The organism is Actinomycetospora sp. ABD4_176 (genome assembly GCF_056311855.1).
Genome location: NZ_CM149974.1, coordinates 2,466,308 through 2,492,630, shown reverse-complemented (window position 1 = coordinate 2,492,630; position 26,323 = coordinate 2,466,308). Strand labels below are relative to the sequence as shown.

Sequence of the window (26,323 nt, the reverse complement as noted above, 5' to 3'; positions counted from 1 at the left end):
TCGAGGATCAGGACGAGAGCGCGCGCCCGAACGCGACGTCGTCGGGCAGCTCGGCGAGCCGCCACCAGCGCAGGTCCAGCGACTCCTCGCTGATCGACTCCACCGCGCCGGGCGGGGCGTGGGCGACGAAGCGGACGTCGAGGTGGCGGGTGGGCACGCCGAGCGAGCAGGTCAGCGCGTGGACCTCGGCGTGCACCGGCTCGGGGTCGAGCACGAGGCCCGGGATGCCGGACTCCTCGGTCGCCTCGCGCAGCGCGGCGCCGGCGAGGGTGGTGTCGTCGGGCTCGATGTGCCCGCCGAGCTGGATCCACGCCCCGATGCGCGGGTGCAGGGTCAGCAGCGCGTGCTCGCCGGCGGCGTCGAGCACGAGCGTCGACGCCGTCAGGTGCCCGGGCGCGCAGGAGCGCGAGCAGGCGTCGGGGCGGGCGTCGAGGTAGGACAGCAGCGCCTGGCGCACCGAGTCGACGTCGCGCAGCGCCGGGCGCCAGCGGTCGAGCACCGCGCGGGCGTCGGCGTGCACCGCGGCCGTCGACACCGCGGCGCGGGTGCCCGCGGCGAGGGTGCGGTCGCCGGCGGGCTCGGAGGCCGGGTCGACCGCCGGGTCGAGCTCGGGGTCGCTCACCGCTCCACCCACCGGTCGTCGACGACGAGCTCGCCGCGCGGGGCCGGCGGTGCGGCCGGGTGCCCGACGGCCACGGCGCCGAGGGGCTCCCAGTCGGCGGGCAGGTCCAGCTCGGCGCGGACGACGTCCGGCGCGAAGATCGTCGAGGACACCCAGCACGAGCCGAGCCCCTCGGCGGCCAGCGCCACGAGCAGCCCCTGGACCGCCGCGCCGCCGGCGACGGTGAACATCGTGTGCTCGGCGGCGGCGCGCCGGGCGTCGGGGTAGGCGTGGGCGCCCTCGAGCACGAGGAACGGCAGCACGACCTCCGGGGCGGTGCGCAGGATGTCGCCGCGCGCCACCCGACGGGCGATCGCGGCGTCGGGAAGACCGTCCCCGCGCAGGTCGGCGCGCCAGGCTTCGGCCATGGCGTCGAGCAGCCGGGCGCGGACGTCGGGCGAGGCGAGGTGCACGAACCGCACCGGGCGGGTGTGGTGCGGTGCGGGCGCGGTGAGCGCCGCGGCGCCCGCCCGGCGCAGGGCCGCGGGGTCGACGGGGTCGGGCGCGAAGGCGCGCACCGACCGCCGGGCCGGGACCGCCTCGCGCCGTCCCCGCGCCAGGGCCTCGTCCGTGCCCAGCCAGAACAGGTCCTCGGAGACCGGGCGCACGAGGTCCGCGCCCCGCGCGGTCTCCGAGCGCAGCGCCGCGGGCAGCCCCCGCACCACCGCGACGGGCACCCCGCCGAGCTTGCCCTTGACGAGGTCCGCGGCCGCCGCGACCTCGTCGGCCACCGCCACCTCGGTGACGACCAGCTCGTTGCCCTGCGCGTCGACCGCCCCGCCGTAGGCGTGCAGCACCTCGAGGCCCGCCGCGCCGATCGCGGCGTCGGTCTGGCCGGTGCGCCAGGTGCGGCCCATGGTGTCGGTGACGAGCACCGCGACGTCGACCCCGAGCCGCTCGCGCAGCGCCGCGCGCAGGGCGGCGGCCGAGGCGTCGGGGTCGGTGGGCAGCAGCGCGACCTCGTCGCCGGCGACGTTGGAGGCGTCGATCCCGGCCGCGGCCTGCACGATGCCGAGCGGGTTCGCGACGATCTTGGTGCGGCCCTTCGTCGCGAGCAGGCGCACGGTCTCGCGGTCGATCAGCGCGCGGCGGGCCGCGTCGCGCGCGTCGGGGTCGGACGGCACCGGGACCAGGCGGCCCTCGACCTTGGAGAGCACCTTCGAGGTCACGACGAGCACGTCGCCGTCGGCGAGGGTGCCGTCCAGCGCCGTGGCGAGCGCAGCGGCCAGGTCGTCGCCGGGCCGGAACTCGGGGAGCCCGCCGACGCCCCAGAGCGCCAGCCCGCCCGCGGCGTGGTCGCCCGGCGGGGGAGCGAGGGACGCCCCGGCTGCGTCCGACGCACCGGAGGTGACCCTCGGTCCGCCGGGCGACACCTCAGACACCGGCGAGCTCGTACGCCGCCCGCACCATCGCGGCGGTGGTGTCCGGGTCGGTCATCATCAGTGGCACCTCGCGGACCTCGACGCCGGGCACGTCGGCGCCGTCCCCGGGCGCGACGAGCCAGCCGTCGAGCAGCCCGCCGGTGGCCCGCGACCCGTACCAGCGCCCGACGCCCTCGGCGGTCACCGGCACGTCGACCGCCGCGAGGCACGCCTCCGCCATCCCGCGCACCGCGTGTCCGCCGACGATGGGCGACACCCCGACGACCTTCCCGCGCGCCGCGGTAAGCGCCGGGCGCATCGCGGGCACGTCGACGATCGTGTTCACGCTGACCACCGGGTTCGACGGCGCCACGAGCACCACGTCGGCGCCGGCGACCGCGGCGAGCGCGTCCGGGCAGGCGCTGGCCTCGTCGCGCCCGATCGAGGCGAACGAGTGCGGGGTCAGCGCCGCGCGGTGGCGCACCCACCACTCCTGGAAGTGGATCGCCCGGCGGGAGGGCGGGTCGTCGGCGCTGCCGGGGTCGTCCACGACCACGTGGGTCTCGATGCGGTCGTCGCTGGCGGGGATCAGGTCCACCCCGGGCGCCCAGCGGTGGCACAGCGCCCTCGTGACCTGCGAGAGCGGGTAGCCGGCGCGCAGCATCCGGGTCCGCACGAGGTGCGTCGCGACGTCCCGGTCGCCCAGCCCGAACCACGTCGGGTCGGCGCCGTACGCCTCGAGCTCCTCGCGCACCGACCACGTCTCCTTGGCGCGGCCCCAGCCCTTCTCGGTGTCGATGCCCGCGCCGAGGGTGTACATGCACGTGTCGAGGTCGGGGCAGACGCGCAGCCCGTGCATCCAGATGTCGTCGCCGATGTTGACGACGGCGCGGATCGTGTCGCCGGGACCGGCGGCGGCCTTGACGCCCTGCAGGAAGCGGGCGCCCCCGACGCCCCCGACCAGAACGGTGACCTGCACCGGGTGCTCCTCTCGTCCGACCACCCCCGATGGTCCTCCTGCGGGGCGCGCGCACGGTGCGGCGGGTCGGTGCACCGTCAGCGCAGCAGCTCCGTGAACTGGGCGCCGCCGAGCGCGGCGAGCGTCGAGTCGCCGCCGACGAGGCCGAAGACGGCGTCGGCCACGGTGAACAGCAGCGCCGAGGCGAACGGGACGAAGAAGATGATCAGGATGAAGCCGATCGGGGCGTAGGGCGCGATGCGGGCCGCGGCGGCGCGCGTGCGGTATGGCAGGTAGGGGTCGATGACGCCCCAGCCGTCGAGCCCCGGCACCGGCAGCAGGTTGAGCAGGAACGTCAGGACCTGGATCAGGCCCAGGAACATCAGGGCGGCGGCGAGCGGCAGCGGCGGCGCCGTGAGCACCACGGCGATCGCGATGACGAGGGCGAGCACGAGGTTCGCCAGCGGCCCGGCCAACGACACCGCGCTGATCGCGGGCCGCGAGCGCAGGGCGGAGCGCTGGATCCACACCGCCCCGCCGGGCAGCGGGATGCCGCCGAGCAGCAGGAACAGCAGCGGCAGGACGAGGGTGAGCCCGATGTTGGCGTAGCGGCGGATGTCGAGGCTCAGGTAGCCCATCGCGCGCACCGAGTGGTCGCCGCAGCGGTCGGCGGTCAGGGCGTGGGAGAACTCGTGCAGGCACAGCGAGACCGCCCAGCCGGCGAGCACCAGCAGCACCGTGCCCCCGATCACGGCGCCCTCCGCCGGCACGAGGGTCAGCGCACCCCCCGCGGCCGTGAGGGCCACGAGGACGAGGAAGATGGGGCTGACCGGGGAGCGCAGGCGCGAGCGTGGGGCCACACGGCCCAGTGTCCCCGATGGGTTTCGAGCGTCCGTTGCTACGGACAGAGCATGACGCTCACCGCACGTGACGACCGGTCGTCGCGACATGCGGCCGGACGAGGCCCCCGGCTTGACCCGGATGGAACGACACCGGTGTAATTCCTACGCGATGACACGTCGGTGCGGGGCCGACGCCTCGTCCGCTCAGCGGGGGGCCGGGGGAGTCGAGGCGAGGAGGGCGTCGTGAACGCTGCGGAGAGCGGGTCGGTGGTGCTGGGCAGCCAGGGGCACGGAGCGGAACGGGGCTGGGCGATGGGTCCGGCGGGTCCGGCGCAGGCGCCGAAGGCGGGGTTGCGGGACGTGCTGTCCGAGCTCGCCATGGTGACCGAGGACGAGCAGGAGTGGCAGGAGCGCGCCCTGTGCGCGCAGACCGACCCGGAGGCGTTCTTCCCCGAGAAGGGCGGCAGCACCCGGGAGGCCAAGCAGATCTGCAACAGCTGCGAGGTCCGCAGCGAGTGCCTCGAGTACGCGCTCGGCCACGACGAGCGGTTCGGGATCTGGGGCGGGCTCTCGGAGCGCGAGCGCCGGCGCCTCAAGCGCCGCGCGGTCTAGCGGAGGAGCGCGCGGGGCCGTGTGACACCCCGGCCGTCCCCCGTCCGGGGCGGGTCCTAGTCTCGGACGCCGGACCGCAGCGTGGGCGCCCTCGGGTGGTGGCCCGAGGGGAAGGACGGCGCGCGTGGCTCGACCCTCCCCGACCGGGGCATCGACGCGGGCACCGTCACGGGCCGCGTCGGGTGCCCCGGCACCGGTGCTGGCCGTCCTCGTCTGCCACGACGGCGAGACCTGGCTCCCGGGCACGCTCGACGCGCTGTCGCGCCTGACGCGGCGGCCGCGCTGGGTGGTCGCGGTCGACACGGGCTCCACCGACGGCACGGCCGGCGTCCTCGCGGCGAGCAACCAGGTCGACGTCGTCCTGCGCATGCCCCGCGACACCGGCTTCGCCGAGGCCGTGCACACCGCGGTCGACGACGCCGACCGCCGCTGGGGCCGCAACGCCACGGCCGGCCGGAGAGGGGAGCACGCCGATCGGGGATCCGGGGACTGGCTCTGGGTCCTCCACGACGACGCCGCCCCGGCGCCCGACTGCCTCGAGGTCCTGCTCTCGGTCGCCGACGCCTCCCCGTCGGCGGCGGTCCTCGGCCCGCTGTGCCTCGACTGGGACGACCCCCGCCTCGTCGTCGAGGCCGGCGTCTCCATCGACGCCTCCGGTTCGCGCCAGACCGGCATCGGCGCCGACGAGCTCGACCTCGGCCAGTTCGCGACCAACTCCGAGGTCCTGGCGGTCGGGTCGGCGGGCTCGCTGGTGCGCCGCCGCGAGTGGGACTCCCTCGGCGGCTACGACACCGCGCTCGGCCTGCTGCGCGAGGACGTCGACTACGGCTGGCGGGTCAACCGCGCCGGCGGGCTCGTCCTGTGCGCCCCGTCGGCCCGCCTGCGCCACGCCCGCGCGCTGACCAGCCGGGCGCGCCCGCTCGACACCGCCGGCGTCGACCCCCGCTACCGGGCCACCGACCGCGCCCACGGCGTGCGGACCTTCCTCGCCAACTGCTCCAGCCCCGCCTTCGTGCTGGGCCTCGCCCGGCTGCCGGTGCTCGCGGTGCTGCGCGCGCTCGGGCTGCTGCTCGTGCGCCGCGCCCGGGCGGCGGGCGCGGAGCTCGCGGGCCTGTCGCGGGTGCTCGGGTCCGGGCCGGGCATCGCCGACCTGGCCGACGCCCGCCGCCGGCGCAGCACCGGGGCGACGGCGCTGCCCCGCGAGCTGCGGGGCCTGCTCACCAGCCGCACCACGCGCCTGCGCAACGCCGTGCGGGGCGGGCTGACCTCGCTCGTGCGGGGGCGCCTGCGCGAGGAGCTCGAGCTCGGCCGCCTGCCCGAGTGGGCGGAGCGCACGGGACGGGCCGGGACCCGCGGCGACGGGACCGGCGCCGGCGACGGGGCCGGTGACGCGGACGCCGGCCGCCGCCGCGCGGTCGGCCCCGAGGCCCTGCCGGCCGGCGCGGCGCTGCGCCGGCGGCGCACCGCGGGCCTGCGCCGCCCGGGGGAGTCGCTGGCCGTCGCGCTGCCCGGCCCCCGGGCCCCGGCCGACGCCGCGGCCTCGCACGAGCCCCCGACCGAGGCCGTCGCCCCGATCCGGCCCGGCGACCCCCGGCCCGCGCCCGACGGGGAGCGGGTCGTCTACGTCCCGGTCACGCCGGGCCGGGTGGCGCGCGAGCTGCTGCTCGCCCCGCCGCTGCTGCTCGTCGTCGGGCTCACCCTCGTCTCGCTGGTGACGCAGCGCGCGCGCCTCGGGCTCGGCCTCGCCGGCGGGCGGATCGCCGAGGTCCCGGGCCTGCGCGAGCTCTGGTCGACCTACCTCGCCGCCTGGCACCCGATCGCCGGCGGCACCGGCGCACCCGTTCCCGCCGCGCTCGCCGTGGTCGGGGTGCTGGGCGGGCCCGCGTGGCCGGTCGGCGGGCCGCCGGCGGCGGTGTCGCTCCTGCTCGTCGCGGCGCTGCCGCTGGCGGGCCTGTCGGCGTACCTCGCGACGCGCGAGCTGCGGGTCGGCCGGGTGCTGCGGGCGTACGCGGCCGCGGTCTACGCGCTGCTCGGCATCACCGCCGGCGCGGTGGCGCAGGGGCGCCTCGACGGCGTGGTGGCGGCGGTGCTGCTGCCGCTGGTGCTGGCCGGCGTGGTCGCGGTGCTGCGCGGGGTGCGCACGGCGGGCCGGCGCGGCTCGTGGTGGAGCACGGCCGCGGGCACGGCGCTCGCGCTCGGGGTCGTCAGCGCGTTCGCCCCGCTGGTGCACGTGCTGGTGCTGGTCGTCGTGGTGATCGGCTTCGTCCTCGTGCCGGCACCGCCCCGGGCGGCCGGACGCCGGGCGATGTCCCTGGCGGTCATCGTCGTGCTGCCGGTGCTCCTGCTGCTGCCCTGGCCGACGGTGCTGCTCGCGGCCCCCGAGGTGCTGCTGCACGGCACCGGGGCGACCGTGCCGGAGCGCTTCGTGTCCGCGCTCGACGTGCTCTCGCTCGACCCCGGCGGCCCCGCCACCCTGCCCTGGACGGGCCTGGTGCTCGTGGTGGCCGCGGTCGGGGGCGCGCTGGTGGCGCCCCGGAGGGCCGCGGTCCCCGGGCTCGCGCTGCTGCTGCTCGGGATCGTCACCGCGGGCGTCGTCGGGTCGTTCGCGCTGGTGCCGCTCGCCGGCGGCGACCCGCGTCCGGGCTGGACGGGGCCGGCGCTCGCCGTCGCCGCGTGCGGGGCGCTGTGGAGCCTGCTCGCGCAGGTCGCGGCCTCGCGGACCGAGCCGCTCGGGCGCCTGCTGGGCCGCCGCGACCCGGGCGACCGCGCCGACCGGGGCCCGGCCCGGCGCGGCGAGTCCGAGCTCGACCTCGGGGGCGCCGGCCTCGGCGGGCGCCTGGCCGGCGCGGTCGAGCGCGCCGGGGCGGGCGCCTCGGTCCTGGCCGGGCGGCTGCGCTCGCGCGCCCCGGGCGGCGGCGACCGCAGCGCCCGCGCGCGGGGCGTCGCCGTGCCGGTGGTGGCGACCGCGGTCGTGGTGCTCGCCGTCGCCACCGTCCTGCGCGGCGGGGCCGGCCCGCTCGCCGACACCCGCGCACCCGCGCTCGACCGGACCGTGGCGGCGGAGCTCGAGCGGACGGGGGCGCGCGTGGTCGTCGTGACCCGCGAGGAGGACACCACCCGCCGCGCCGGCCCCGAGCTGCCGCGCTACGGCGACGACGACCTCGCCCCGGTCGGCGCCTCGCCCGCCCGGCTGCAGCGCGACGTGCGCGCCCTGCTCTCCGGCGACCCGGCCACCGCGCAGGCGGGCGTCGCCGAGCTCGCGACCGGCGGCACCGGGCTCGTCGTCCTGCCCGACGAGCAGACCGCCCGTGCCGTGCGCGCGGCCGCAGGGCCGCTGCTCGGCGACGCGCCGCCGGTCTCCGACGGGCGGCCCACGGCGCGTGTCGCCCTGCCGGTGGCCGGGGCCGTGCTGCTCGAACCGCCGGTCTCCGACGACGCCACCGAGGCCCGCGCCGCCCCGCGCCGCCCCGCCGGCCTGACGACCGTGCCCTCGGACCTGCCCACGGTCGCGGTGCGGGTGTCGCCTGGTGCCGACCGCCGGCTGCTCGTCGTCGCCGCCGAGCTCGAGTCGGGCTGGTCGGCGACCGTCGGCGGGGTCGCCGCGCCGATCGTGCCCGCGTGGGGCCACCTCGTCGCCGTCGCCGTGCCGCCGGGCGGCGGGGCCGTCGTCGTCGACCGCGACGAGACCGGGCGCCTGCTGCTCCTGCTGCTCCAGCTCGCGCTGGTGCTGTTCACCGCCCTCTCGGCGCTGCCGTCCCGGCGCCGGTTGGACTAGCACCGTCGGCTCGACCACCGCTGCTCGACGACCGCTGTCGGGGGTCGGCCCTAGTGTCCGCGGCATGTTCGACCACGTCGGGTTCCCCTGCGGTGACGTCGAGACCTCCGTCGCCTTCTACACCGCGGTGTTCGCGCCGCTGCGCATGGCCGTGGGCGTGCGCATCCCCACCGGTCCGCCGGGAGCGCCCGAGGTCGTGGGCATGACCACCGGCGGGCCCCACCCGGACTTCTGGCTCGCGCCCGGCGACGCCGTGGCCCAGGAGCTGCACGTCGCGTTCGCCGCGCCCGACCGGGCCGCGGTCGACGCCGTGCACGAGGCCGCGCTCGCCCACGGGGCGGAGGTGCTGCACGCGCCCCGGATCTTCACCGAGTACCACCCGGGCTACTACGCGGTCTTCCTGCGCGACCCCGACGGCCACAACGTCGAAGCGGTCCACCACGGGTGGTGAGGCGCTACTCGTCCCCGGAGATGGTGTCCGGCTCGACGCCGAGGTAGCCCGCCACCTGCTCGACGAGCACGTCGTGCAGCAGGTCGGCGAGGTCCTCGCCGTCGAGCGCGCGGGCCTCGAGCGGGCGGCGGTAGAGCACGATGCGCGCGCGGGTCACCGCACCGCGGCGGTCCATGCCCGCGGGCACGAGCCGCGCCAGGGGCACCTCGCCGTCGCCGAGCACGGCGTCGTCGTCCACCGGCGAGCGCCGGGGGCCGGCGGGCACCTCGGGCACGTCGTCGACGGCCACGTCGAGGTCGGCGAGCTCGGCGCTCCAGCGCTCCTCGATGGGCTCGAGCGCCTCGAGGACGAGGGCGTCGAAGCGTTCGGCGCGCGTGCGCGCCGCGGGGGAGCCCGACGGGTACAGCGGCATCCGCAGGCCGCGGCCGCGCCGGTCGCGGCGGCGGCGGCGCGGGCCGGAGGTCGACCCGGCCCCGGGACCGGACGCCGGCGTGCTGCCCCGGCGGCTCGCGCTCCTGGTCACGAGCGTGGAGCCTACGCGCGGCGCCGGGGTCGGGGCGTACCTGGCGGGTACGAGCCCCGGCGCGCCGCCGCGCGCCTCCCGGGCGGAGGCGTCCGTCCGGGCTATCGTCCGGGACGTGCGAGGAGTGCGGAAGTGCTCACGGACCGGGTGTGGTCATGCGGCCGTGGCCACCCTGACCTATGTCTACTCGGACTCGACCGCCGTGGTCGGGCCGCTGGCGACGAGCGCCGAGCCGCACTCGTACGACCTCTGCGAACGCCACGCCGTGCGCCTCACCGCGCCGCGCGGCTGGGAGGTCGTGCGCTACGAGGGCGAGTTCCCCACCGAGCCCTCCGTCGACGACCTGACGGCCCTGGCCGAGGCCGTGCGCGAGGCCGGGCGGGCCGACCGCCCGCTCGAGACCGACGGCCGCCCCCGGATCACGGCCGGCTCGGGGGGAGGGCCCGGGCTGCCGCCGGCCCCGTTGCCGGGGCTCGCCACCGGGGTCGCGGGCGGTCCCGCGAGCACGCCCACCGGCCGTCGCGGCCACCTCCGGGTCCTGCCGGACCCCGCCTCCTCCTGACCGCGGTCCCGAGCGCGGTCCGGCCCGGACCGGGACGCGGGACCCCGCTCCCACCTGGAGCGATCCGGTGGCCCACGATCCTTCACCCATCGGCGGACGTGCCCGCCCGGCGGGCGCAAGGGCCCGCCCGCGCCGATAGGCTGACGGCGTGGCCAGTGCGCAGTCCTCGGCACCCGACCGTGCCCAGGTGATCGACCAGGTCGTCAAGGCGTACGACATTCGCGGTCTCGTGGGCAGCCAGCTCGACGCGACGTTCGTCCGGGACGTCGGTGCCGCCTTCGCGCGGGTGCTCCTCGACGAGCAGGCCGACGGCTCGGGCTCCGGCCTGGGCGGCGGCAAGGGCCTCGTCGTCGCCCACGACATGCGCGAGTCCTCGCCCGAGCTCGCCGACGCCTTCGCCGAGGGCGTGACGGCGCTGGGCGTCGACGTCGTGCACATCGGCCTGGCCAGCACCGACATGCTCTACTACGCCTCGGGCGCCCTCGAGATGCCCGGCGCGATGTTCACCGCGAGCCACAACCCGGCGACCTACAACGGCATCAAGCTCTGCCGCGCCGGCGCCTCGCCCGTGGGCCAGGACTCCGGGCTCGACGAGATCGCCGCGCTGCTCGACCGCGGACCCGGCGAGGCCACGCCGGACGTCTCCGCGGGCGGGCGCGGCAGCGTCTCGCACCGCGACATGCTCGCCGACTACGCGGCCTTCCTGCGCTCGCTGGTCGACCTCTCGGGCATCCGCTCGCTGTCGCTCGTCATCGACGCCGGCAACGGCATGGCCGGCCACACCGTGCCCGCGGTGCTCGACCCGCTCCCGATCGAGGTCTACCCGCTCTACTTCGAGCTCGACGGCAGCTTCCCCAACCACGAGGCCAACCCGCTCGACCCGGACAACCTGCGCGACCTGCAGCGCGAGGTCGTCACCCTCGGGCGCGTCGACGCCGGGCTCGCCTTCGACGGCGACGCCGACCGGGTGTTCCTCGTCGACGAGAAGGGCGACGCGGTCAGCCCGAGCGCGATCACCGCGCTCGTCGCGACGCGCGAGCTGGGCAAGCACCCCGGCTCGACGGTGATCCACAACCTGATCACCTCGCGCGCCGTCCCGGAGATCATCACCGAGGCCGGCGGGACGCCGGAGCGCAGCCGGGTGGGCCACTCGTTCATCAAGGCCACCATGGCCGGGACGGGCGCGATCTTCGGCGGGGAGCACTCCGCGCACTACTACTTCCGCGACTTCTGGAACGCCGACTCCGGCATGCTCGCCGCCCTGCACGTCCTGGCCGCGCTCGGGGAGCAGGACCGCCCGCTCTCGGAGCTCATGGCGCGGTACTCGCGCTACGCCGCGTCGGGCGAGGTCAACTCCACGGTCGACGACCCGCGCGCCGTGATGGCCGAGGTCGAGCAGACGTTCGGCGCGCGCGAGGGCGTCACCACCGACGACCTCGACGGGCTGACCGTCAGCTTCGCCGACGGCTCCTGGTTCAACCTGCGCCCGTCCAACACGGAGCCGCTGCTGCGGCTCAACGTCGAGGCCGCCGACGACGACGCCGTGGCCGCGCTGCGCGACGAGGTCCTGGGCCTCGTCCGCGGCTGACCTGACCGAGGAGGAGACCCGGAGATGCCGCTCGGTCTGGACGCCGACCTGCTGGAGATCCTGGCGTGCCCCGCGCCGGACCACGGGGCGCTGCGCCCCGGCACGCCCGAGGACGCCGACTCCGTCGTCAGTCCCGTGCTGACCTGCACGGTCTGCGATCGGCGCTACCCCGTCACCGACGGGATCCCGGTGCTCCTGCTGTCCGAGGCGACCGGGGGCCCCGAGCCGGCGGCCGGGACGCGCAGCGCAGCGGAGCCGGACCCGTCGAGACAGGGGTGAGCCGCGGTGCTCGACGACGCCCTGCTCTCCGACGAGACGCGCCTGCTCGCCGCCGACCGTGACGGCGTGCTGCGCGCGGTGGCGACCGCCGGCGCCCAGGTCAGGGCGACCGCGGAGGCCGCCCGCGAGGCCGGCGTGGCCCGCGAGCTCGCGGGCCTGCGACCCCGTGCGCTGGTGCTGCTGACGCGGCCCGGCACCACCGAGTCCGCATACCGCCTGCTCGCGGCCCTGCTCACGCCCACCGCACCGCTGCCGGTGATCGTCAGCGGTGTCGCGCCGCCGTGGCTGGGTCCGCTCGACGTCGTCGTCGCCACCCACCGGGGGCGCGAGGCCGACCCGGTCGAGGCCGACCTCGCCGAGTCGGTGCACCGGGCGGTGCGCCGTGGCGCCCACGTCGTGCTCGGCGGCCCCGCCGAGGGACCGGTGGCCGCCGCCGGCGCGGGGCACGTGCTCGCGGTCGCGCCGCGGATGACCTACGGCGTGCCGGGCGAGGACCTCGACGGGCTCGACACCGCGACGGTCCTCGCGACCGGGCTGGCGGTCGCCCGCGCCCTCGACCTGCTCGACCTGGACCTCGACGTGCTCGCCGACCGCCTCGACGCCGAGGCCGAGCGCGACGGCCCGCGGGGCGAGGCGTTCGTCAACCCGGCGAAGAGCCTGGCGCTGCGCCTGGCCGAGCGCACGCCGCTGCTGTGGGGGGCGGACCCCGTCGCGGGCCTGCTCGCCGGCTACGGCGCGACGGTGCTGGCCACGCACGCCGGCGTCGTCGCCCAGGCCACCACCGTCGCCGCGGCGGGCGCCCAGCCGGCGCTGCGCGCGCGGCTGCAGGAGAGCGCGGGGGAGGCGTCGATCTTCGCCGACCCCTTCGACGACCCGGCCCCGGAGGCTCCGCCGCCGCGGCTGGTCCTGCTGGCCGCGCGCGAGGACCTCGCGGTGCGGCGGCTCGTCGCCGACGTCGGTGCCCGCCACCCGGGCGCGGACGTCCTGGAGATCGACGACGTCGACCTGGCCGGGGAGGGGCCCGCGCCGGACGCGCTGCGCGCGGCCGTGCTCGCCACCCGTCTCGACTTCACCGCGGTCTACCTCGGCCTCGCCCTCGGGGCGCGGACGCCCGGGGTCCGGACCGCCTGATCACGAGGGGCACCAGAACAGTGGAGGTCCTCAGGGGCAGCGTGCGCACGTACGCGTGGGGTTCCCGGACGCACCTCGCCGAGCTGCTCGGTGAGGAGGTCCCGTCCCCGCACCCGCAGGCCGAGCTGTGGCTCGGCGCGCACCGCGACGACCCCTCGCAGCTGGTGGCCGGGGACGGGTCCGCCGCACCCGGCGACACCCGCTCGCTCGCCGACGTCCTGCGCGACGACCCGACCGGGACGCTCGGCCCGGCGCGCCGGGAGCGCTGGTCGGACCGCCTGCCCTACCTGCTCAAGGTGCTGGCCGCCGAGGAGCCGCTGAGCCTGCAGGCGCACCCGTCGGCGGAGCAGGCGGCCGCCGGCTACGCCCGCGAGGAGGCGGCCGGCGTCCCGCGCACGGCCGCCGAGCGCAACTACCCCGACCCCCTGCCGAAACCCGAGCTGCTCTGCGCGCTCACCGAGTTCCACGCGCTGGCGGGGTTCCGCGACCCGGCGCGGACCGTGGCCCTCCTGCGCGCCCTCGACGTGCGCGCGCTCGACCACCACACCGAGCTGCTCGCCGCCCAGCCCGACGCCGACGGCCTGCGCGCGCTGTTCACCACGTGGATCACGCTGCCGCAGCGCGCGGTCGACGACCTCGTGCCCGCCCTGCTCGACGGCTGCGTCGCGCACGCGCGCGGGCACGGGGAGTTCACCGCCGAGGCGCGCACCCTGCTCGACCTCGGCGAGCGCTACCCGGGCGACGCCGGCGTGCTGGCGGCCCTGCTGCTCAACCGCCTCGCCCTCGCGCCGGGCCAGTGCCTCTACCAGCCCGCGGGCTCGCCGCACGCCTACCTGGCGGGCGCCGGGGTGGAGCTGATGGCGAACTCCGACAACGTCCTGCGCTGCGGCCTGACCCCGAAGCACGTCGACGTCCCCGAGCTGCTGCGGGTGCTGGACTTCGCGCCGGGACCGCCGACGCTGCTGCCCGGTGAGGGGCGCGGACCGGTCACGCGGTTCTCGCCGTCCGAGTACTTCAGCCTGGCGCGCTGCGCGTTCACCGGCGACGAGGCCGACCTGCCCGCCGAGGGCGTCGCCCTCGGTGTCGAGGGACCGCGCATCGTCGTCTCGGTCGAGGGCAGCGTGCGGCTGCGCACGTCCCGGGGGCAGGACCGCGAGGTGCCGCGGGGGACGGCCGCCTGGTTGCCGGCGTGCGACGGGCCGGTCACGGTCGCGCCGGTCGACGGCCCGGCGCTGGCGTTCGTGGCCGCCGACGGGCTGGGCGGCTGACCGGGCGGGGTACCGGGCACCCCGACGCGCTACCTTCACGGCGACCTCACGCTCGCGCGTTCCATCCCGGGAGGCCCCACCGTGTCCGCATCCGGAGGCGGCAAGGCGATCGTCGCCGCGCTGGCGGCCAACGCCGGCATCGCCGTGGCGAAGTTCATCGGCTTCGCGATCACCGGCTCGTCCTCGATGCTCGCCGAGGGCGTGCACTCGGTGGCCGACACGAGCAACCAGGGACTCCTGCTGTTCGGGCGCCGGCGCGCCCGCCGCGACGCCGACAGCGAGCACCCCTTCGGCTACGGCCGGGACCGGTTCTTCTACTCGTTCATCGTCGCCCTGCTGATCTTCAGCCTCGGCTCGGTGTTCGCCCTGTACGAGGGCATCCACAAGCTCTCCGGGTCCGACGACCTGACCAGCCCGTTCGTCGCCGTGGCCATCCTGCTCGTGGCCATCGGGCTGGAGTCCTACAGCTTCCGCACCGCGGTCAAGGAGTCGCGGGAGCTCAAGGGCGACCAGTCGTGGTGGGGGTTCATCCGGACCTCGGTGAACCCGGAGCTGCCGGTCGTGCTGCTCGAGGACTTCGGCGCCCTCGTCGGCCTGGTCCTGGCCCTCGCCGGCGTCGGGCTCAGCGTGCTCACCGGTGCGGTGATCTGGGACGCGATCGGCACCATCGGCATCGGCGTCCTGCTCGGGATCATCGCGATCATCCTCATCGTCGAGACGAAGAGCCTGCTCATCGGCGAGGGCGTCGGGCCGCGGGTCGCCAACACGATCACGTCCTCGCTCGTCGGCGGGCCGGTGGAGCGGGTCATCCACCTGCGCACCCAGTACCTGGGCCCGGAGGAGCTGCTCGTCGCGGCGAAGATCGCGGTCCCGGCCTCGCTGCCCACCGGCGACGTGGCAGCGGCGATCGACGAGGCCGAGGCGCGGCTGCGGGCGGCGGTGCCGGAGGCGCGCATCGTCTACCTCGAGCCCGACCTCGACCGCACCGGCCACGACGCCGACGTCGACGAGGCCCTGGACCCGACGCCCGGCTGAACCGGGCGTCGGTGCATCAACGCCGCAAACCGCTCACGCAGAGCGACCGAACGCTCACGAAAAGCCGCGTCGCGGGGGTCGCGGTGGCCCGTCCGCGCTTCCGGTTCGTCCTCTGGATGGTCATCGGGATCGTCGTCTACGTCACCTACTCGCGCCGGCACTCCGTGCTCGGCAGGCGCGAGCGCGGCGAGGAGGCCTCCGTGACCACCCCGGCCGGCGGCCCGTCGGCCCCGCCGACCCAGCCGCAGTAGTCGCGCCCGAACGCCCCCGGGGCCCGCGGCTCCGGGGGCGCTCCCGCGTCCGGGTCAGGCCTGCGCCGGGGCCTGGTGACCCGCGAACTTCTCGCGCAGGGTCTTCTTCGAGAACTTGCCCGTCGAGGTCTTGGGCACCTCGTCGATGAAGACGACGTCGTCGGGGACCTGCCACTTCGCCACGCGGGTGGCGACGTGCTCGAGCACGGCCTCACGGGTGAGCTCGACACCCTGCTTCGGCACGACGCAGGCGAGCGGGCGCTCCGACCACTTCTCGTCGGGGATCGCGATGACCGCGGCCTCGGCGACGCCCTCCATCGACATGATCTCGTTCTCGAGGTCGACCGAGGAGATCCACTCACCGCCGGACTTGACGAGGTCCTTGGTGCGGTCCACGAGCTTGACGTAGCCGTAGGGATCGATCACCGCGACGTCGCCGGTCTTGAGCCACCCGTCGGAGGTGAACTGCTTGCCGCCGTCCTCGTTGCGGTAGTACGACGCGGCGATCCACGGGCCGGCGGCCTGCAGCTCGCCCGAGGTCTCGCCGTCCCACGGGAGGACCTCGCCGGTGTCGGGCTCGCAGATGCGCAGGTCGACCAGCGGCGAGGGGGTGCCCGCGGTGGCGCGCACGTCGGCGAGCTCGTCGTCGGACAGGCCGTCGTGGACGCTCTTGAGGACGCCGGTGGTGGCGATCGGGCTGGTCTCGGTCATGCCCCAGGCCTGGGTGATCGGCAGGCCGATCTTCTGGCGCCACGCCTCGGACAGCGACTTCGGCACCGCCGACCCGCCGCAGAGCAGCAGGCGCAGGTCGGGCAGGTCGCCCTCGGCGAGCTCGGGCAGCACGCCCATCCAGATCGTCGGGACGCCCGCGGTGACGGTGACCTCGTGGTCGCGCAGGATGCCGGCGATCGCCTTCGGGGTCATGTTCGGTCCGGGGAAGACGATCGAGGACCCCGCGAAGACCGCCGCGTAGGGCGTGCCCCAGGCGTTGGCGTGGAACATCGGCACGACCGGGAGCAGGACGTCGCGCTCCACGAGCCCGGCGACGTCGGCCATGAGCACGGCGATCGAGTGCAGCACCGAGCTGCGGTGCGAGTAGACGACGCCCTTGGGGTTGCCGGTGGTGCCCGACGTGTAGCACATGGCGGCGGCCTGGTTCTCGTCCGCGATCTCGAAGCGGCCGGCGAACGGCTCCACGGAGTCGAGCAGCTCCTCGTAGCGGAGGATGCGCTCGTCGTCGGGGATCGCGGTGTCGGCGCCGTCGTCGACGACGATCACCTTGCGGACCGTGGTCATCTGGTCGACGTGCGGCCAGAACTGCCCGAACAGGGAGCGGTCGACGAAGACGACCTCGTCCTCGGCGTGGTTCGCGATGTAGATCAGCTGCTCGGTGAACAGCCGGATGTTCAGCGTGTGCAGCACGCGCCCGCTGCACGGCACGGCGAAGTACAGCTCGAGGTGCGCCGGGCTGTTCCAGCAGAACGTGCCGACGCGGCCCTCGGCGGAGACGCCGAGCGTGTCGAGCGCAGCCGCGGCCTGCCGCACGCGCCGGGCCCACGACGCGTAGTCGGTGCGGTGCACCGTGCCGCCGGCGCCCACGCCGACGATCGGTTTGTGCGCGAAGAGCTGCTCGGCGCGGTGGAACACGTGCGGCAGGGCGAGTGGGTAGTCCTGCATCTGTCCGAGCACGTTCTTGGCCTCCTGAGACCTCGTCCTGGTGTGTCAGGTGTCGTGTGGTTCCGGTCACGCATCCTACGGACCCGGTGCCCGGGATGACCGGCTCGTGGCGGATCGGTGGCGGATCGTCAGCGGGTCGTCACGAGCGGGCGTGCTCGGTGCTGTGACCCGCCTGACCGTGTCGCCGCCGCCCCGGCGGTCACCTGCGCGGACGCGTCGCACCGCCCGTCCGGGGGCACCCGGACCGGCCGCGGCGCGGTTGACCGGGTATGGGGCCTGTGCTGGACTTGTTCCACGGCATCGATCGCACACCTCGTGCGAACGGAAGCTGTCGAGTGGCGCTGCAACGGCCGGTCCGGGCACGTCGGGGACCGTCCGCCACGCTCGGCAGTGGTCCGCACCATCGCAAGGGCGCCTGTGGATGGTGGTGAAGCGTGTTCCCGTGCCCGTGACCTCCCGGCGTGTCCCGAACCGTCGGTCGAGAGTCGGTCGAGACACACCCGCGGCGCGGGTCGGGCCCCACGGTCCACCACCACGACACACCCGAGAAGATCCTCGAGAGAAGCAGGAGTCATGACGAACGCAGTGGGCACCGCCAACGAGAAGTACACCGAGCGGAACGGCATCGATTTCGCGGTCGCCGACCTCGGCCAGGCCGACTTCGGCCGTCGGGAGATCCGCCTCGCCGAGCACGAGATGCCCGGCCTGATGGCGCTGCGCCGCGAGTACGCGGAGGCCAAGCCGCTGCACGGCGCGCGCATCTCCGGGTCCCTGCACATGACGGTGCAGACCGCGGTGCTCATCGAGACGCTCGTCGAGCTGGGCGCGGAGGTCCGCTGGGCCTCCTGCAACATCTTCTCCACCCAGGACCACGCGGCCGCCGCGGTCGTCGTCGGCCCGCACGGCACCCCCGAGCAGCCCAAGGGCGTCGCCTGCTTCGCCTGGAAGGGCGAGACGCTCGAGGAGTACTGGTGGTGCGCCGAGCAGATGATGTCGTGGAAGGACGCGGACACCCGCGGTCCGAACATGATCCTCGACGACGGCGGCGACGCCACGATGCTCGTGCACAAGGGCGTCGAGTTCGAGAAGGCGGGCGTCGTCCCGTCGGTCACCGACGACGACCCGGCCGAGTACCAGGTCGTCCTGGCCACGCTGCGCCGCTCGCTCGAGGCCGACCCGCAGCACTGGACCAAGGTCGCCGCCGGCATCCGCGGCGTCACCGAGGAGACCACGACCGGCGTCCACCGGCTCTACGAGTTCTTCAACGAGGACAAGCTCCTCTTCCCGGCGATCAACGTCAACGACTCGGTCACCAAGTCGAAGTTCGACAACAAGTACGGCTGCCGCCACTCGCTCATCGACGGCATCAACCGCGCCGTCGACGTGCTGATCTCCGGCAAGAAGGCCGTCATCTGCGGCTTCGGTGACGTCGGCAAGGGCTCGGCCGAGTCGCTGCGCGGCCAGGGCGCCCGCGTGACCGTCACCGAGGCGGACCCGATCTGCGCGCTGCAGGCGCTCATGGAGGGCTACGACGTCGACACCCTCGACAACGTGATCGAGGAGGCCGACATCGTCATCACGACGACCGGCAACAAGGACATCGTCACCCTCGACCACATGAAGCGGATGAAGCACCAGGCGATCCTGGGCAACATCGGCCACTTCGACAACGAGATCCAGATGGAGAAGCTCGAGAAGTCGGGCACCACGCGGATCAACATCAAGCCGCAGGTCGACGAGTGGAAGTTCGACGACGGCCACTCGATCATCGTCCTGTCCGAGGGCCGGCTGCTGAACCTCGGGAACGCCACCGGGCACCCGAGCTTCGTCATGTCGAACTCGTTCTCGAACCAGACGATCGCCCAGATCGAGCTGTTCACGAAGAACGACGAGTACCCGCTCGGCGTCTACCGGCTGCCGAAGCACCTCGACGAGAAGGTCGCAAAGGTGCACGTCGAGGCCCTGGGCGGCGAGCTGACCAAGCTCACCAAGGACCAGGCCGAGTACATCGGCGTCGACGTCGAGGGCCCGTACAAGCCGGAGCACTACCGCTACTAGTCGCTCGCGGCAGGCCGACGCGGTCGACAGCGCTGCTCCGTCGCGCTGCCGACCGGTCGGCGCCGCGGCCACTGGCCGCATGACGTTGACCGAAGGGCCCCTTCGCTCGAACAGATCGAGCGAAGGGGCCCTTCGCTCGTTTCCGGGGGCGCGGCCGACCGTCCTGCCGGAGACGCGACCACCTGGTGGTGGGCGCCCCTCGCCCGTCTACTCGAGCGAAGGGGCCCTTCGCTCGCCACCACCGAGCCTGCATAGGGTTCGGACGTGGGCGTGATGGTGGCCGTCGAGGGTCTCGACGGGGCGGGCAAGGCGACGCTGGTCGCGGCCCTCGCCGACGCCGCCGGCCGACGGGGCGCCAGCGTCGCCACGCTCGCGTTCCCGCGCTACGACGCCGACGTCCACGCCGGGCTGGCCGGCGAGGCGCTGCACGGCGAGCACGGCGACCTGCGCGGCTCGGTGCACGCGATGGCCGTGCTGTTCGCGCTCGACCGGGCGGACGCGGCGGCCGGGCTCCGGGCCGCCCGCGAGTCGCACGACCTCGTCCTCGTCGACCGCTACGTCGCCTCGAACGCCGCCTACGGCGCCGCGCGCCGCGGGGAGGACGTCGACGGGGCGTTCGTCGCGTGGGTGCACGCGCTGGAGATCGGGCGGCTCGGGGTGCCCGCCCCGGACGCGCAGGTGCTCGTCCGGGTCCCGGGCGAGGTCGCCGCGCGCCGGGTCCGCGAGCGCGCCGCGGCCGACCCGACCCGCACCCCCGACGGCTACGAGTCGGACGCCGCGCTGCAGGCGCGGTGCGCGGCGGTGTACGACCAGCTCGTCGAGCGCGGCTGGCTGGCCCCCTGGTCGGTGGTCGGCGCCGAGGACGGGCCCGCAGCTGTCACCCGAACGGCGGAGTCGGTGGTGGCAGAACGGCTCGTCGGGCGATCGTCGGGCGACATCGCCCCCGGATCGTCGGTGAGAAGTGACACCATTGAGACATGAGCTCTCGGATCCTCGTGGTGGACGACGACGCCTCGCTGGCGGAGATGCTGACGATCGTCCTGGAGGGCGAGGGCTTCGAGACGACGGTGGTCGGCGACGGCGCGGCCGCGCTGCCGGCGCTGCGCGAGAGCTCGCCCGACCTGGTGCTGCTCGACCTCATGCTCCCGGGGATGAACGGCATCGACGTGTGCCGGGCGATCCGGGCGGAGTCGGGGGTGCCGGTGGTCATGCTGACGGCAAAGACCGACACGGTGGACGTCGTGCTCGGGCTGGAGTCCGGCGCGGACGACTACGTGGTCAAGCCGTTCAAGCCGAAGGAGCTCGTCGCGCGCATCCGCGCGCGCCTGCGCCAGTTCCCGGCCGAGCCGGCCGAGCAGATGCAGATCGGCGACGTCACCATCGACGTCCCGGCCCACCAGGTGCGCCGCGACGGGCGCACCATCCCGCTGACGCCCCTGGAGTTCGACCTGCTGGTGGCGCTCGCGCGCAAGCCGCGCCAGGTGTTCACCCGCGAGGTCCTGCTCGAGCAGGTCTGGGGCTACCGGCACGCCGCCGACACGCGGCTGGTCAACGTGCACGTGCAGCGCCTGCGCTCGAAGGTCGAGGTCGACCCGGAGCACCCCGAGGTCGTGCTGACGGTCCGCGGGGTGGGGTACAAGGCGGGCCCGCCCTGATCGGAGCAGTGCCGTGCTGACGGGCGTCCGCCGCCGGTTCGACCGCTTCGCCGCGGAGCGCGTCGGCCAGGTCCGCGTGCTGTGGCGGCGCTCGATGCAGCTGCGCGTGGTGCTCTCGACGCTCGTGATGTCGGTGGTCGTCGTGACGGTGCTGGGGCTGGTGCTCCAGACCCAGATCGCCGACCGGCTGGTGCAGGGCAAGGAGCAGGCCGCCCTCATCCAGGCCGAGATCTCCCGCCAGGCCCTCGAGCGCGACCTCGCGCGCATCGACCCCGACCGCGACGGTGCCCAGTCGGTGCTCGACGACGTCCTCGACCGGCTGTCCACCAGCGGTCAGGACGCCGAGCAGAGCGGGCTGGCCCGCGGCAGCGACCCGATCAGCGACGCCGGCGCGTTCGACGCGGTGCTCATCGCGGGCTCCGACACCGTGGGGGCCGTGCCCGGCACGCTGCCGACGGTGCCCGGCGGGTCGGGCGAGGTCAGCGCCGGCCCGGCCCAGGTCATCCCGCCGCAGCTGCGCGCGCCGGTCCTGCAGGGCTTCCTCGCGACGAAGTACCTCACGGTCGCCTCGTCGGGGCAGGCGGCGCCGGTGCCGACGCTCGTGGTCGGCCAGCCGGTGCGCACCGCCGGGCGCAACCTGCAGCTCTACCTGCTCTTCCCGCTCTCGGCCGAGCAGCGCACGCTCGCGCTGGTCCAGAGCACCCTGGCGCTGGCCGCGGGCGTCCTGCTCGTGCTGCTGGCGGGCATCTCGTCGGTGGTGACGCGGCAGGTCGTGCGCCCGGTGCGCCAGGCCGCCGACGTCGCCGAACGCTTCGCCGACGGCCACCTCGACGAGCGCATGCCCGTGCACGGCGACGACGAGGTCGCGCGCCTCGCGGAGTCGTACAACGAGATGGCGGCGAGCATCCAGTCGCAGATCCGCCAGCTCGAGGAGTTCGGGGCGCTGCAGCGCCGGTTCACCTCCGACGTCAGCCACGAGCTGCGCACCCCGCTGACCACCGTGCGGATGGCCGCCGAGGTCCTGCACGCCCAGGTCGACCCCGCCGAGGTCACGGCCGCGCGCTCGGCGCAGCTGCTGGTGGACGAGCTCGACCGCTTCGAGACCCTGCTGTCCGACCTGCTGGAGATCAGCCGCCTCGACGCCGGCATGGCCGAGCTGGGCCTCGAGACCGTCGACGTCGGCGCGGTGGTCCGCCGCGCCGCCGAGACCGTGCGGCACCTCGTCGACGAGTCCCGCACGCCGCTGCTGCTCGACCTCCCCGACCAGCGCGGCGACCAGGTCCTCGCCGAGATCGACCCGCGGCGCGTCGAGCGCATCCTGCGCAACCTGCTGGCCAACGCCATCGACCACGGCGAGGGCCGGCCCATCGAGGTCCGGCTGGCCGCCGACGAGGGCGCGCTCGCGGTGGTCGTGCGCGACCACGGCGTCGGGCTCAAGCCCGGCGAGGCGGGGCTGGTGTTCAACCGGTTCTGGCGCGCCGACCCGTCCCGCCAGCGCCGCAGCGGCGGCACCGGGCTCGGGCTCGCGATCAGCCTCGAGGACGCGCGGCTGCACGGCGGCTGGCTGCAGGCGTGGGGCGAGGTCGACCGCGGCGCGGTGTTCCGCCTGACGCTGCCCCTGCGCCACGGCGAGCGCCTCCGGGCGAGCCCCCTGCCCCTGCTGCCCGTGGCCGCCGCGCCCGCCGCCGCCGAGCCGGGCATCCACGACGCCGCGCCCACCACCGGCACCGCCCTGCCCCCGCCCGACGGCGACGAGGCGGGCGCGGACGGCGAGCCGGCCCCGCCCGACCTTCCCGAGCCGGCCCCGCCGTCGGACCCCGGCGCCTCCTCGGTGGTCCGGTGAGCCGGTACCGCACGCGGCGACTGCTCGGCGTCCTGCTCCTCGCGCTAACGCTCACCGCCGGGTGCGCCTCGGTGCCGGGGTCGTCCGAGGTCACCGTGCTGCGCCGGGTCGGCGACGCGGCGGAGCCGACCGCCCCGCCCGGTCCCATGCGCGACGCCGGCCCGCTGGAGACGGTGCGCGGCTGGGTGCTGGCCTCCGGGGCCACCGCCGAGCGCCACCGGGCCGCCCGCGCCTTCCTCACGCCCGCCGCGGCCGGGACCTGGGACGACGGGGCCGCCCCGGTCGTCGTCAACGACCAGGTCGACACCGTGTTCGTCGACCGCCCCGTGCCCGTCGGCGAGGCCGCGGTCCGCATCCGGGCCACCGCGCTCGGCGTCCTCACCCCCGAGGGCGTGTTCGTCGCCGGCGTGCGCCCGATCGAGGTGGACGTGGGCCTCGTCGAGCAGAACGGCCAGTGGCGCATCTCCTCGCTGCCGACGGGCACGATCGTGCGGCGTTCCGACCTGCGCGCGAACACCCGCCCGGTGCGCACGTGGTTCCTCGACCCGCAGCGCGTGGGGCCCGTGTCCGACCCCCGCTACCTCGACACCACCCCGGCGCGCTCGGTGCCGACGCGCACGGTGCAGTACCTGCTCAGCGGGCCGTCGGAGTCGCTCGCGGGCGCGGCGGTGAGCTCGCTGCCGACGGGCACCATCCTGCGCTCGGACGTCTCCATCACCGCCGAGGGCGCGGCGGTCGTCGACCTCACCCGCACCGGACCGCTCGACGACCCGCGTCGGCGCGAGATCGCCCAGCAGGTGTCGCTGACCCTCGCCGGGATCGGGGTGACGCGCACCCGGCTGCTCGTCGACGGCGAGCCGTTGCTGCCCGCGACGCCGGAGGTCGACGTCACCACGACCCTCCGGGGCCTGCCCCCCCAGGTCGCGCGGCGCCCCGACCTCCCCGCGGACCCGGTCGTCGGCGGCCCCGGCGACACCGAGGTGCCCGTGCTCGTCGCCGACGCCGGGCGGCTGCGCCTGCTCTCCGGGGAGCCCGCGGGCGGCCCGGCCGGGCGCGGGACCTACCGCGCGGTGTCGGCGTCCGCGAGCTTCGAGGGGGAGGTCGCCGTGGTGGCCGAGGACGGCGCGGGCGGCGACCCCGCGGCGACCCGGGCGCGCCTGCTCACCGGCGCCGGCGGCTCCGAGCTCGCGCCCAGCGGCATCGAGGGCCGCTCGCTCGCCCGGCCCACGTGGACCCCGGACGGGACCGAGGTCTGGTCGGTGCTCGACGGCAGCACCGTCGTCCGCGCCGTCGAGCAGGGACCGGGCGGCAGGGTGCGGCCGGTGGCCGTCGACGCGTCCGCGCTGGCCGGGGCGGGCGTGACCCCGACGACCGGGACGCCCGGCCCGCTGTCGGCGCTGCGCATCTCGCCGGACGGGGCGCGGCTGGCGCTCGTGGCCGGGGGGCGCGTGCTCGTGGCCGCGATCGCGCGGGACACCGCGGGCGGGGCCCGCCTCGGCTCGGTGACGGCGCTGCGGCCGGAGTCGCTCGACCAGGTCCTCGACGTCGGCTGGACCCGCACCGACCAGCTCGTCGCCGTCGGCAACCGCGCCGACCGGCCCGTCACCCTGGTCTCGGTCGACGGCCTGGACCTCGAGTCCCTGTCGACGACCAACCTGACGCCCCCGGTCACGGCCGTCGCCGCCCGCCCGGGCCGCCCGCTGGTCGTGGCCGACCAGAGCGGCACCTGGACCCTGCCCCTCGACGGCGGCAGCACCAGCGGCGGCGACGTCTGGCAGGCCGTGCCCGGCTTCGGCGCGTCGACGGTGCCGGCCTACCCGGGCTGAGGCCACCGCCCGGCCCACCATCGAGGCCCCTGAGGGCCGCCACGGTTCCCCCCACCGGGCCCTCCGCGGTGCCCCTCGCCCGGGCGCCCGTCCCCATCGCCCGGACGCGTCCACGGCCGTCCGGCGCAGTGCTGGCCCCACGGCGGGGCCCGCTCCGAGGCTGGGGGCCGTGTCCCAACGACCCGGTCCCCGGCCGGGCGAGGCCCTCCTCGCCCTGGCCGACCTGCTGCTGCCCGCCCCGTGCGCCGGGTGCGGGCTGGAGGGCACGCGCTGGTGCGCGGCGTGCCGGGACCGCTGGCGCGAGCCGGCCCTGCTCGAGGTGCCGGGGCTGCCGCCGGTGCTCGCGCTGGCGCCGTACGCGGGCAGCCCGCGCGAGGTGCTGCTGTCCTACAAGGAGCGGGGCCGCCGCGAGCTCGCCCGCCCGCTCGCGGGCCTGGTCGCCGAGGCGCTGCGCGCCGCCGCGGTGCCGCCCGCGGCCCTCGTGCCCGCGCCGTCCCGCCCGTCCGCCGCCCGGGCCCGCGGCGGGGACCACGTGCTGCGGCTGGCGCGGGCCGTGGTGCGCGGGGCCCGCACCGCCGGGGGAGGCGTGCCCTGCGTGTCCCGCGCGCTGGCGCTCGGTCGCGGCGCCGCGGACTCGGTCGGCCTCGACGCCGCCGCCCGCGCCGACAACCTCGCCCGCCACCTCCGGCTGCGTCCCCGCGGCCTCCCGCCGCCGGGCTGCGCGGTGGCGCTGCTCGACGACGTGCTGACCACCGGGGCCACCGCGCGGGCGGCGACGCGGGTGCTCGCCGCGGCGGGGCGCCCGGTGGACGTGGTCGTCGTGCTGACGGTGGCGGACCGTCGCGCGCGGCGGTCGTCCGCCCGGGTGAGGTCGTCGCGCGGCGGGGCCGTCACCCGCCCGGACTCCTCCACCCGGGGTGAACCCGCCGGTCGGGTGTCGTCCGAGTGGCCGGTATCGGGCGGATCGGACCTTCCGCAGGAACGGCGGTCGACACTACGGTGACGCCTCACATCCTGATCCGTGAACGACAGGAGGCGCGAACGTCGCAGTTGGACGCGGTCCGGGTCCCGGCGAGGCGTGCCGATCCCTCCCCGGTCGAGCGGGCCGTGCAGCCATCCCCAGACCGGGAGGTCGTCTTGGAGATCGTCGTCTGCGGACGCAACGTCGAGGTCCCGCAACACTTCCGCGAGCACACGGCAGACAAGCTGTCGCGACTCGAGCGCTACGACCACAAGATCGTGCGGATGGAGGTCCAGCTCTCCCACGAGCCGAACCCCCGCCGGTCCAAGAACTGCCAGCGCGTCGAGATCACCGGCCGCGGACGCGGCCCCGTGGTCCGCGGCGAAGGATGCTCAGCTGACTTCTACTGCGCCCTGGACCAGGCGGTGGCGCGCCTCGAGGCCCGTCTGCGCCGCGCGCACGACCGCCGTCGCGTGAGCCACGGCCGTCGCGTGCCGGTCTCCGTCGCGCGGGCCACGGGCGGCCTGCGCGCCCCGGACGGCCAGGACGCCCCGTCCGCGGCGACCGCCACCGAGCTGCTCGAGCGCGAGGCGCCGGAGGGCTGGTCGGTCGACGTGCCGGCGGCGCGGACCCCGGCGGACGACCGCGCCGGGGAGCCGGTCGACGACACCTCGGACGAGGAGCACGCGCCGGGCCAGGTGGTGCGGCACAAGGAGCACCACGCGATCCCGATGACGGTGGACGACGCCCTGTCGCAGATGGAGCTCGTCGGGCACGACTTCTTCCTGTTCGCCGACAAGGCGACCGGCCGGCCGAGCGTCGTGTACCGCCGCCACGGCTACGCGTACGGGGTCATCGCGCTCGTGCAGTAGTCCTCCCGCGGTCGTCGCGGACCCGTCCCGCCGCACGCGGCCACAGGGCCCGTCCCCGGAGCACCTACGATGGGGACGGGCCCGTGGCCGTTCGCGTGTCGTGGGCCCGCCCATCCGTGGCGCCGACGAGGACG

General features: G+C 76.0%; 23 protein-coding genes. 17 read left to right on the top strand and 6 right to left on the bottom strand.

What is annotated here, in order from left to right:
• Positions 1-7 precede the first annotated feature (7 nt).
• The 4 genes from ACYX4T_RS12050 to ACYX4T_RS12035 all read right to left on the bottom strand — a co-directional run bounded on the left by ACYX4T_RS12050 (position 8) and on the right by ACYX4T_RS12035 (position 3,840).
• Positions 8-535 carry an NUDIX hydrolase gene (locus ACYX4T_RS12050; protein ID WP_476015258.1) on the bottom strand — a complete coding sequence of 176 codons (528 nt, stop codon included), beginning with the start codon at positions 533-535 and terminating at the stop codon, positions 8-10.
• 83 nt (positions 536-618) lie between these two features.
• Positions 619-2,034 carry a coenzyme F420-0:L-glutamate ligase gene (locus ACYX4T_RS12045; protein ID WP_476015257.1) on the bottom strand — a complete coding sequence of 472 codons (1,416 nt, stop codon included), beginning with the start codon at positions 2,032-2,034 and terminating at the stop codon, positions 619-621.
• Position 2,035: 1 nt separating this feature from the next.
• Positions 2,036-3,001, bottom strand: a complete 966-nt coding sequence (cofD, locus tag ACYX4T_RS12040) for a 2-phospho-L-lactate transferase (RefSeq protein ID WP_476014739.1) — start codon at positions 2,999-3,001, stop codon at positions 2,036-2,038.
• A 77-nt stretch (positions 3,002-3,078) separates the two neighbouring features.
• The gene (locus ACYX4T_RS12035; protein WP_476014738.1) at positions 3,079-3,840 is read right to left on the bottom strand and encodes a site-2 protease family protein; all 762 of its coding nucleotides are present in this window, start codon (positions 3,838-3,840) and stop codon (positions 3,079-3,081) included.
• Positions 3,841-4,200: 360 nt separating this feature from the next.
• Here ACYX4T_RS12035 and ACYX4T_RS12030 point away from each other — a divergent pair, with 360 nt between their 5' ends.
• From ACYX4T_RS12030 to ACYX4T_RS12020, 3 genes are all read left to right on the top strand, one after another.
• Complete coding sequence (locus ACYX4T_RS12030; RefSeq protein WP_274198973.1) at positions 4,201-4,434, top strand: WhiB family transcriptional regulator; 234 nt, start codon at positions 4,201-4,203, stop codon at positions 4,432-4,434.
• Between the two features lie 196 nt (positions 4,435-4,630).
• Positions 4,631-8,209 (top strand): glycosyltransferase, encoded by a 3,579-nt coding sequence (locus tag ACYX4T_RS12025; protein WP_476014737.1) that lies wholly within the window; start codon positions 4,631-4,633, stop codon positions 8,207-8,209.
• A gap of 64 nt (positions 8,210-8,273) precedes the next feature.
• A complete protein-coding gene (locus ACYX4T_RS12020; protein WP_476014736.1) occupies positions 8,274-8,660 on the top strand; it encodes a VOC family protein in 387 nt (128 codons plus the stop codon).
• Between the two features lie 4 nt (positions 8,661-8,664).
• Here ACYX4T_RS12020 and ACYX4T_RS12015 read toward each other — a convergent pair whose 3' ends face one another.
• On the bottom strand, positions 8,665-9,072 hold the full coding sequence (locus ACYX4T_RS12015) for a metallopeptidase family protein (protein WP_476015256.1): 408 nt from the start codon (positions 9,070-9,072) through the stop codon (positions 8,665-8,667).
• Positions 9,073-9,298: 226 nt separating this feature from the next.
• Here ACYX4T_RS12015 and ACYX4T_RS12010 point away from each other — a divergent pair, with 226 nt between their 5' ends.
• The 7 genes from ACYX4T_RS12010 (at position 9,299) to ACYX4T_RS11980 (ending at position 15,297) form a co-directional block, all read left to right on the top strand.
• Positions 9,299-9,745, top strand: coding sequence for a DUF3499 domain-containing protein (locus tag ACYX4T_RS12010; RefSeq protein ID WP_476014735.1), 447 nt, complete (start codon positions 9,299-9,301; stop codon positions 9,743-9,745).
• A gap of 148 nt (positions 9,746-9,893) precedes the next feature.
• Entirely contained in the window at positions 9,894-11,333 is a 1,440-nt protein-coding gene (locus ACYX4T_RS12005; RefSeq protein WP_476014734.1) for a phosphomannomutase/phosphoglucomutase, read from the top strand.
• A 24-nt stretch (positions 11,334-11,357) separates the two neighbouring features.
• Positions 11,358-11,612 carry a Trm112 family protein gene (locus tag ACYX4T_RS12000; RefSeq protein ID WP_476014733.1) on the top strand — a complete coding sequence of 85 codons (255 nt, stop codon included), beginning with the start codon at positions 11,358-11,360 and terminating at the stop codon, positions 11,610-11,612.
• A 6-nt stretch (positions 11,613-11,618) separates the two neighbouring features.
• Positions 11,619-12,743 (top strand): SIS domain-containing protein, encoded by a 1,125-nt coding sequence (locus ACYX4T_RS11995; protein WP_476014732.1) that lies wholly within the window; start codon positions 11,619-11,621, stop codon positions 12,741-12,743.
• A 20-nt stretch (positions 12,744-12,763) separates the two neighbouring features.
• Positions 12,764-14,011 carry a mannose-6-phosphate isomerase, class I gene (gene manA, locus ACYX4T_RS11990; RefSeq protein WP_476014731.1) on the top strand — a complete coding sequence of 416 codons (1,248 nt, stop codon included), beginning with the start codon at positions 12,764-12,766 and terminating at the stop codon, positions 14,009-14,011.
• An 81-nt stretch (positions 14,012-14,092) separates the two neighbouring features.
• Complete coding sequence (locus ACYX4T_RS11985) at positions 14,093-15,046, top strand: cation diffusion facilitator family transporter (protein WP_476014730.1); 954 nt, start codon at positions 14,093-14,095, stop codon at positions 15,044-15,046.
• Between the two features lie 83 nt (positions 15,047-15,129).
• Entirely contained in the window at positions 15,130-15,297 is a 168-nt protein-coding gene (locus tag ACYX4T_RS11980) for a hypothetical protein (protein ID WP_476014729.1), read from the top strand.
• A gap of 54 nt (positions 15,298-15,351) precedes the next feature.
• On the opposite strand, the gene ACYX4T_RS11975 is transcribed toward ACYX4T_RS11980, so the two are convergent.
• A complete protein-coding gene (locus ACYX4T_RS11975) occupies positions 15,352-16,986 on the bottom strand; it encodes a long-chain fatty acid--CoA ligase (RefSeq protein WP_476014728.1) in 1,635 nt (544 codons plus the stop codon).
• Positions 16,987-17,547: 561 nt separating this feature from the next.
• Here ACYX4T_RS11975 and ahcY point away from each other — a divergent pair.
• The 7 genes from ahcY to hpf all read left to right on the top strand — a co-directional run bounded on the left by ahcY (position 17,548) and on the right by hpf (position 26,189).
• Entirely contained in the window at positions 17,548-19,032 is a 1,485-nt protein-coding gene (gene ahcY, locus ACYX4T_RS11970; RefSeq protein WP_476014727.1) for an adenosylhomocysteinase, read from the top strand.
• Positions 19,033-19,296: 264 nt separating this feature from the next.
• Positions 19,297-20,013: a dTMP kinase gene (locus ACYX4T_RS11965; protein ID WP_476014726.1), complete on the top strand. Its 717-nt coding sequence runs from the start codon at positions 19,297-19,299 to the stop codon at positions 20,011-20,013.
• The gene (mtrA, locus tag ACYX4T_RS11960; RefSeq protein ID WP_476014725.1) at positions 20,010-20,687 is read left to right on the top strand and encodes an MtrAB system response regulator MtrA; all 678 of its coding nucleotides are present in this window, start codon (positions 20,010-20,012) and stop codon (positions 20,685-20,687) included. Before ACYX4T_RS11965 ends, mtrA begins: the two co-directional genes overlap by 4 nt.
• 94 nt (positions 20,688-20,781) lie before the next feature.
• Positions 20,782-22,530: an MtrAB system histidine kinase MtrB gene (gene mtrB / locus ACYX4T_RS11955; RefSeq protein ID WP_476015255.1), complete on the top strand. Its 1,749-nt coding sequence runs from the start codon at positions 20,782-20,784 to the stop codon at positions 22,528-22,530.
• On the top strand, positions 22,527-24,356 hold the full coding sequence (locus ACYX4T_RS11950) for an LpqB family beta-propeller domain-containing protein (protein ID WP_476014724.1): 1,830 nt from the start codon (positions 22,527-22,529) through the stop codon (positions 24,354-24,356). The genes mtrB and ACYX4T_RS11950 overlap by 4 nt, the downstream gene beginning before the upstream one ends.
• Positions 24,357-24,525: 169 nt before the next feature.
• Complete coding sequence (locus ACYX4T_RS11945) at positions 24,526-25,359, top strand: ComF family protein (RefSeq protein WP_476014723.1); 834 nt, start codon at positions 24,526-24,528, stop codon at positions 25,357-25,359.
• Between the two features lie 134 nt (positions 25,360-25,493).
• Positions 25,494-26,189, top strand: coding sequence for a ribosome hibernation-promoting factor, HPF/YfiA family (gene hpf / locus ACYX4T_RS11940; protein ID WP_476015254.1), 696 nt, complete (start codon positions 25,494-25,496; stop codon positions 26,187-26,189).
• Positions 26,190-26,323 lie beyond the last annotated feature (134 nt).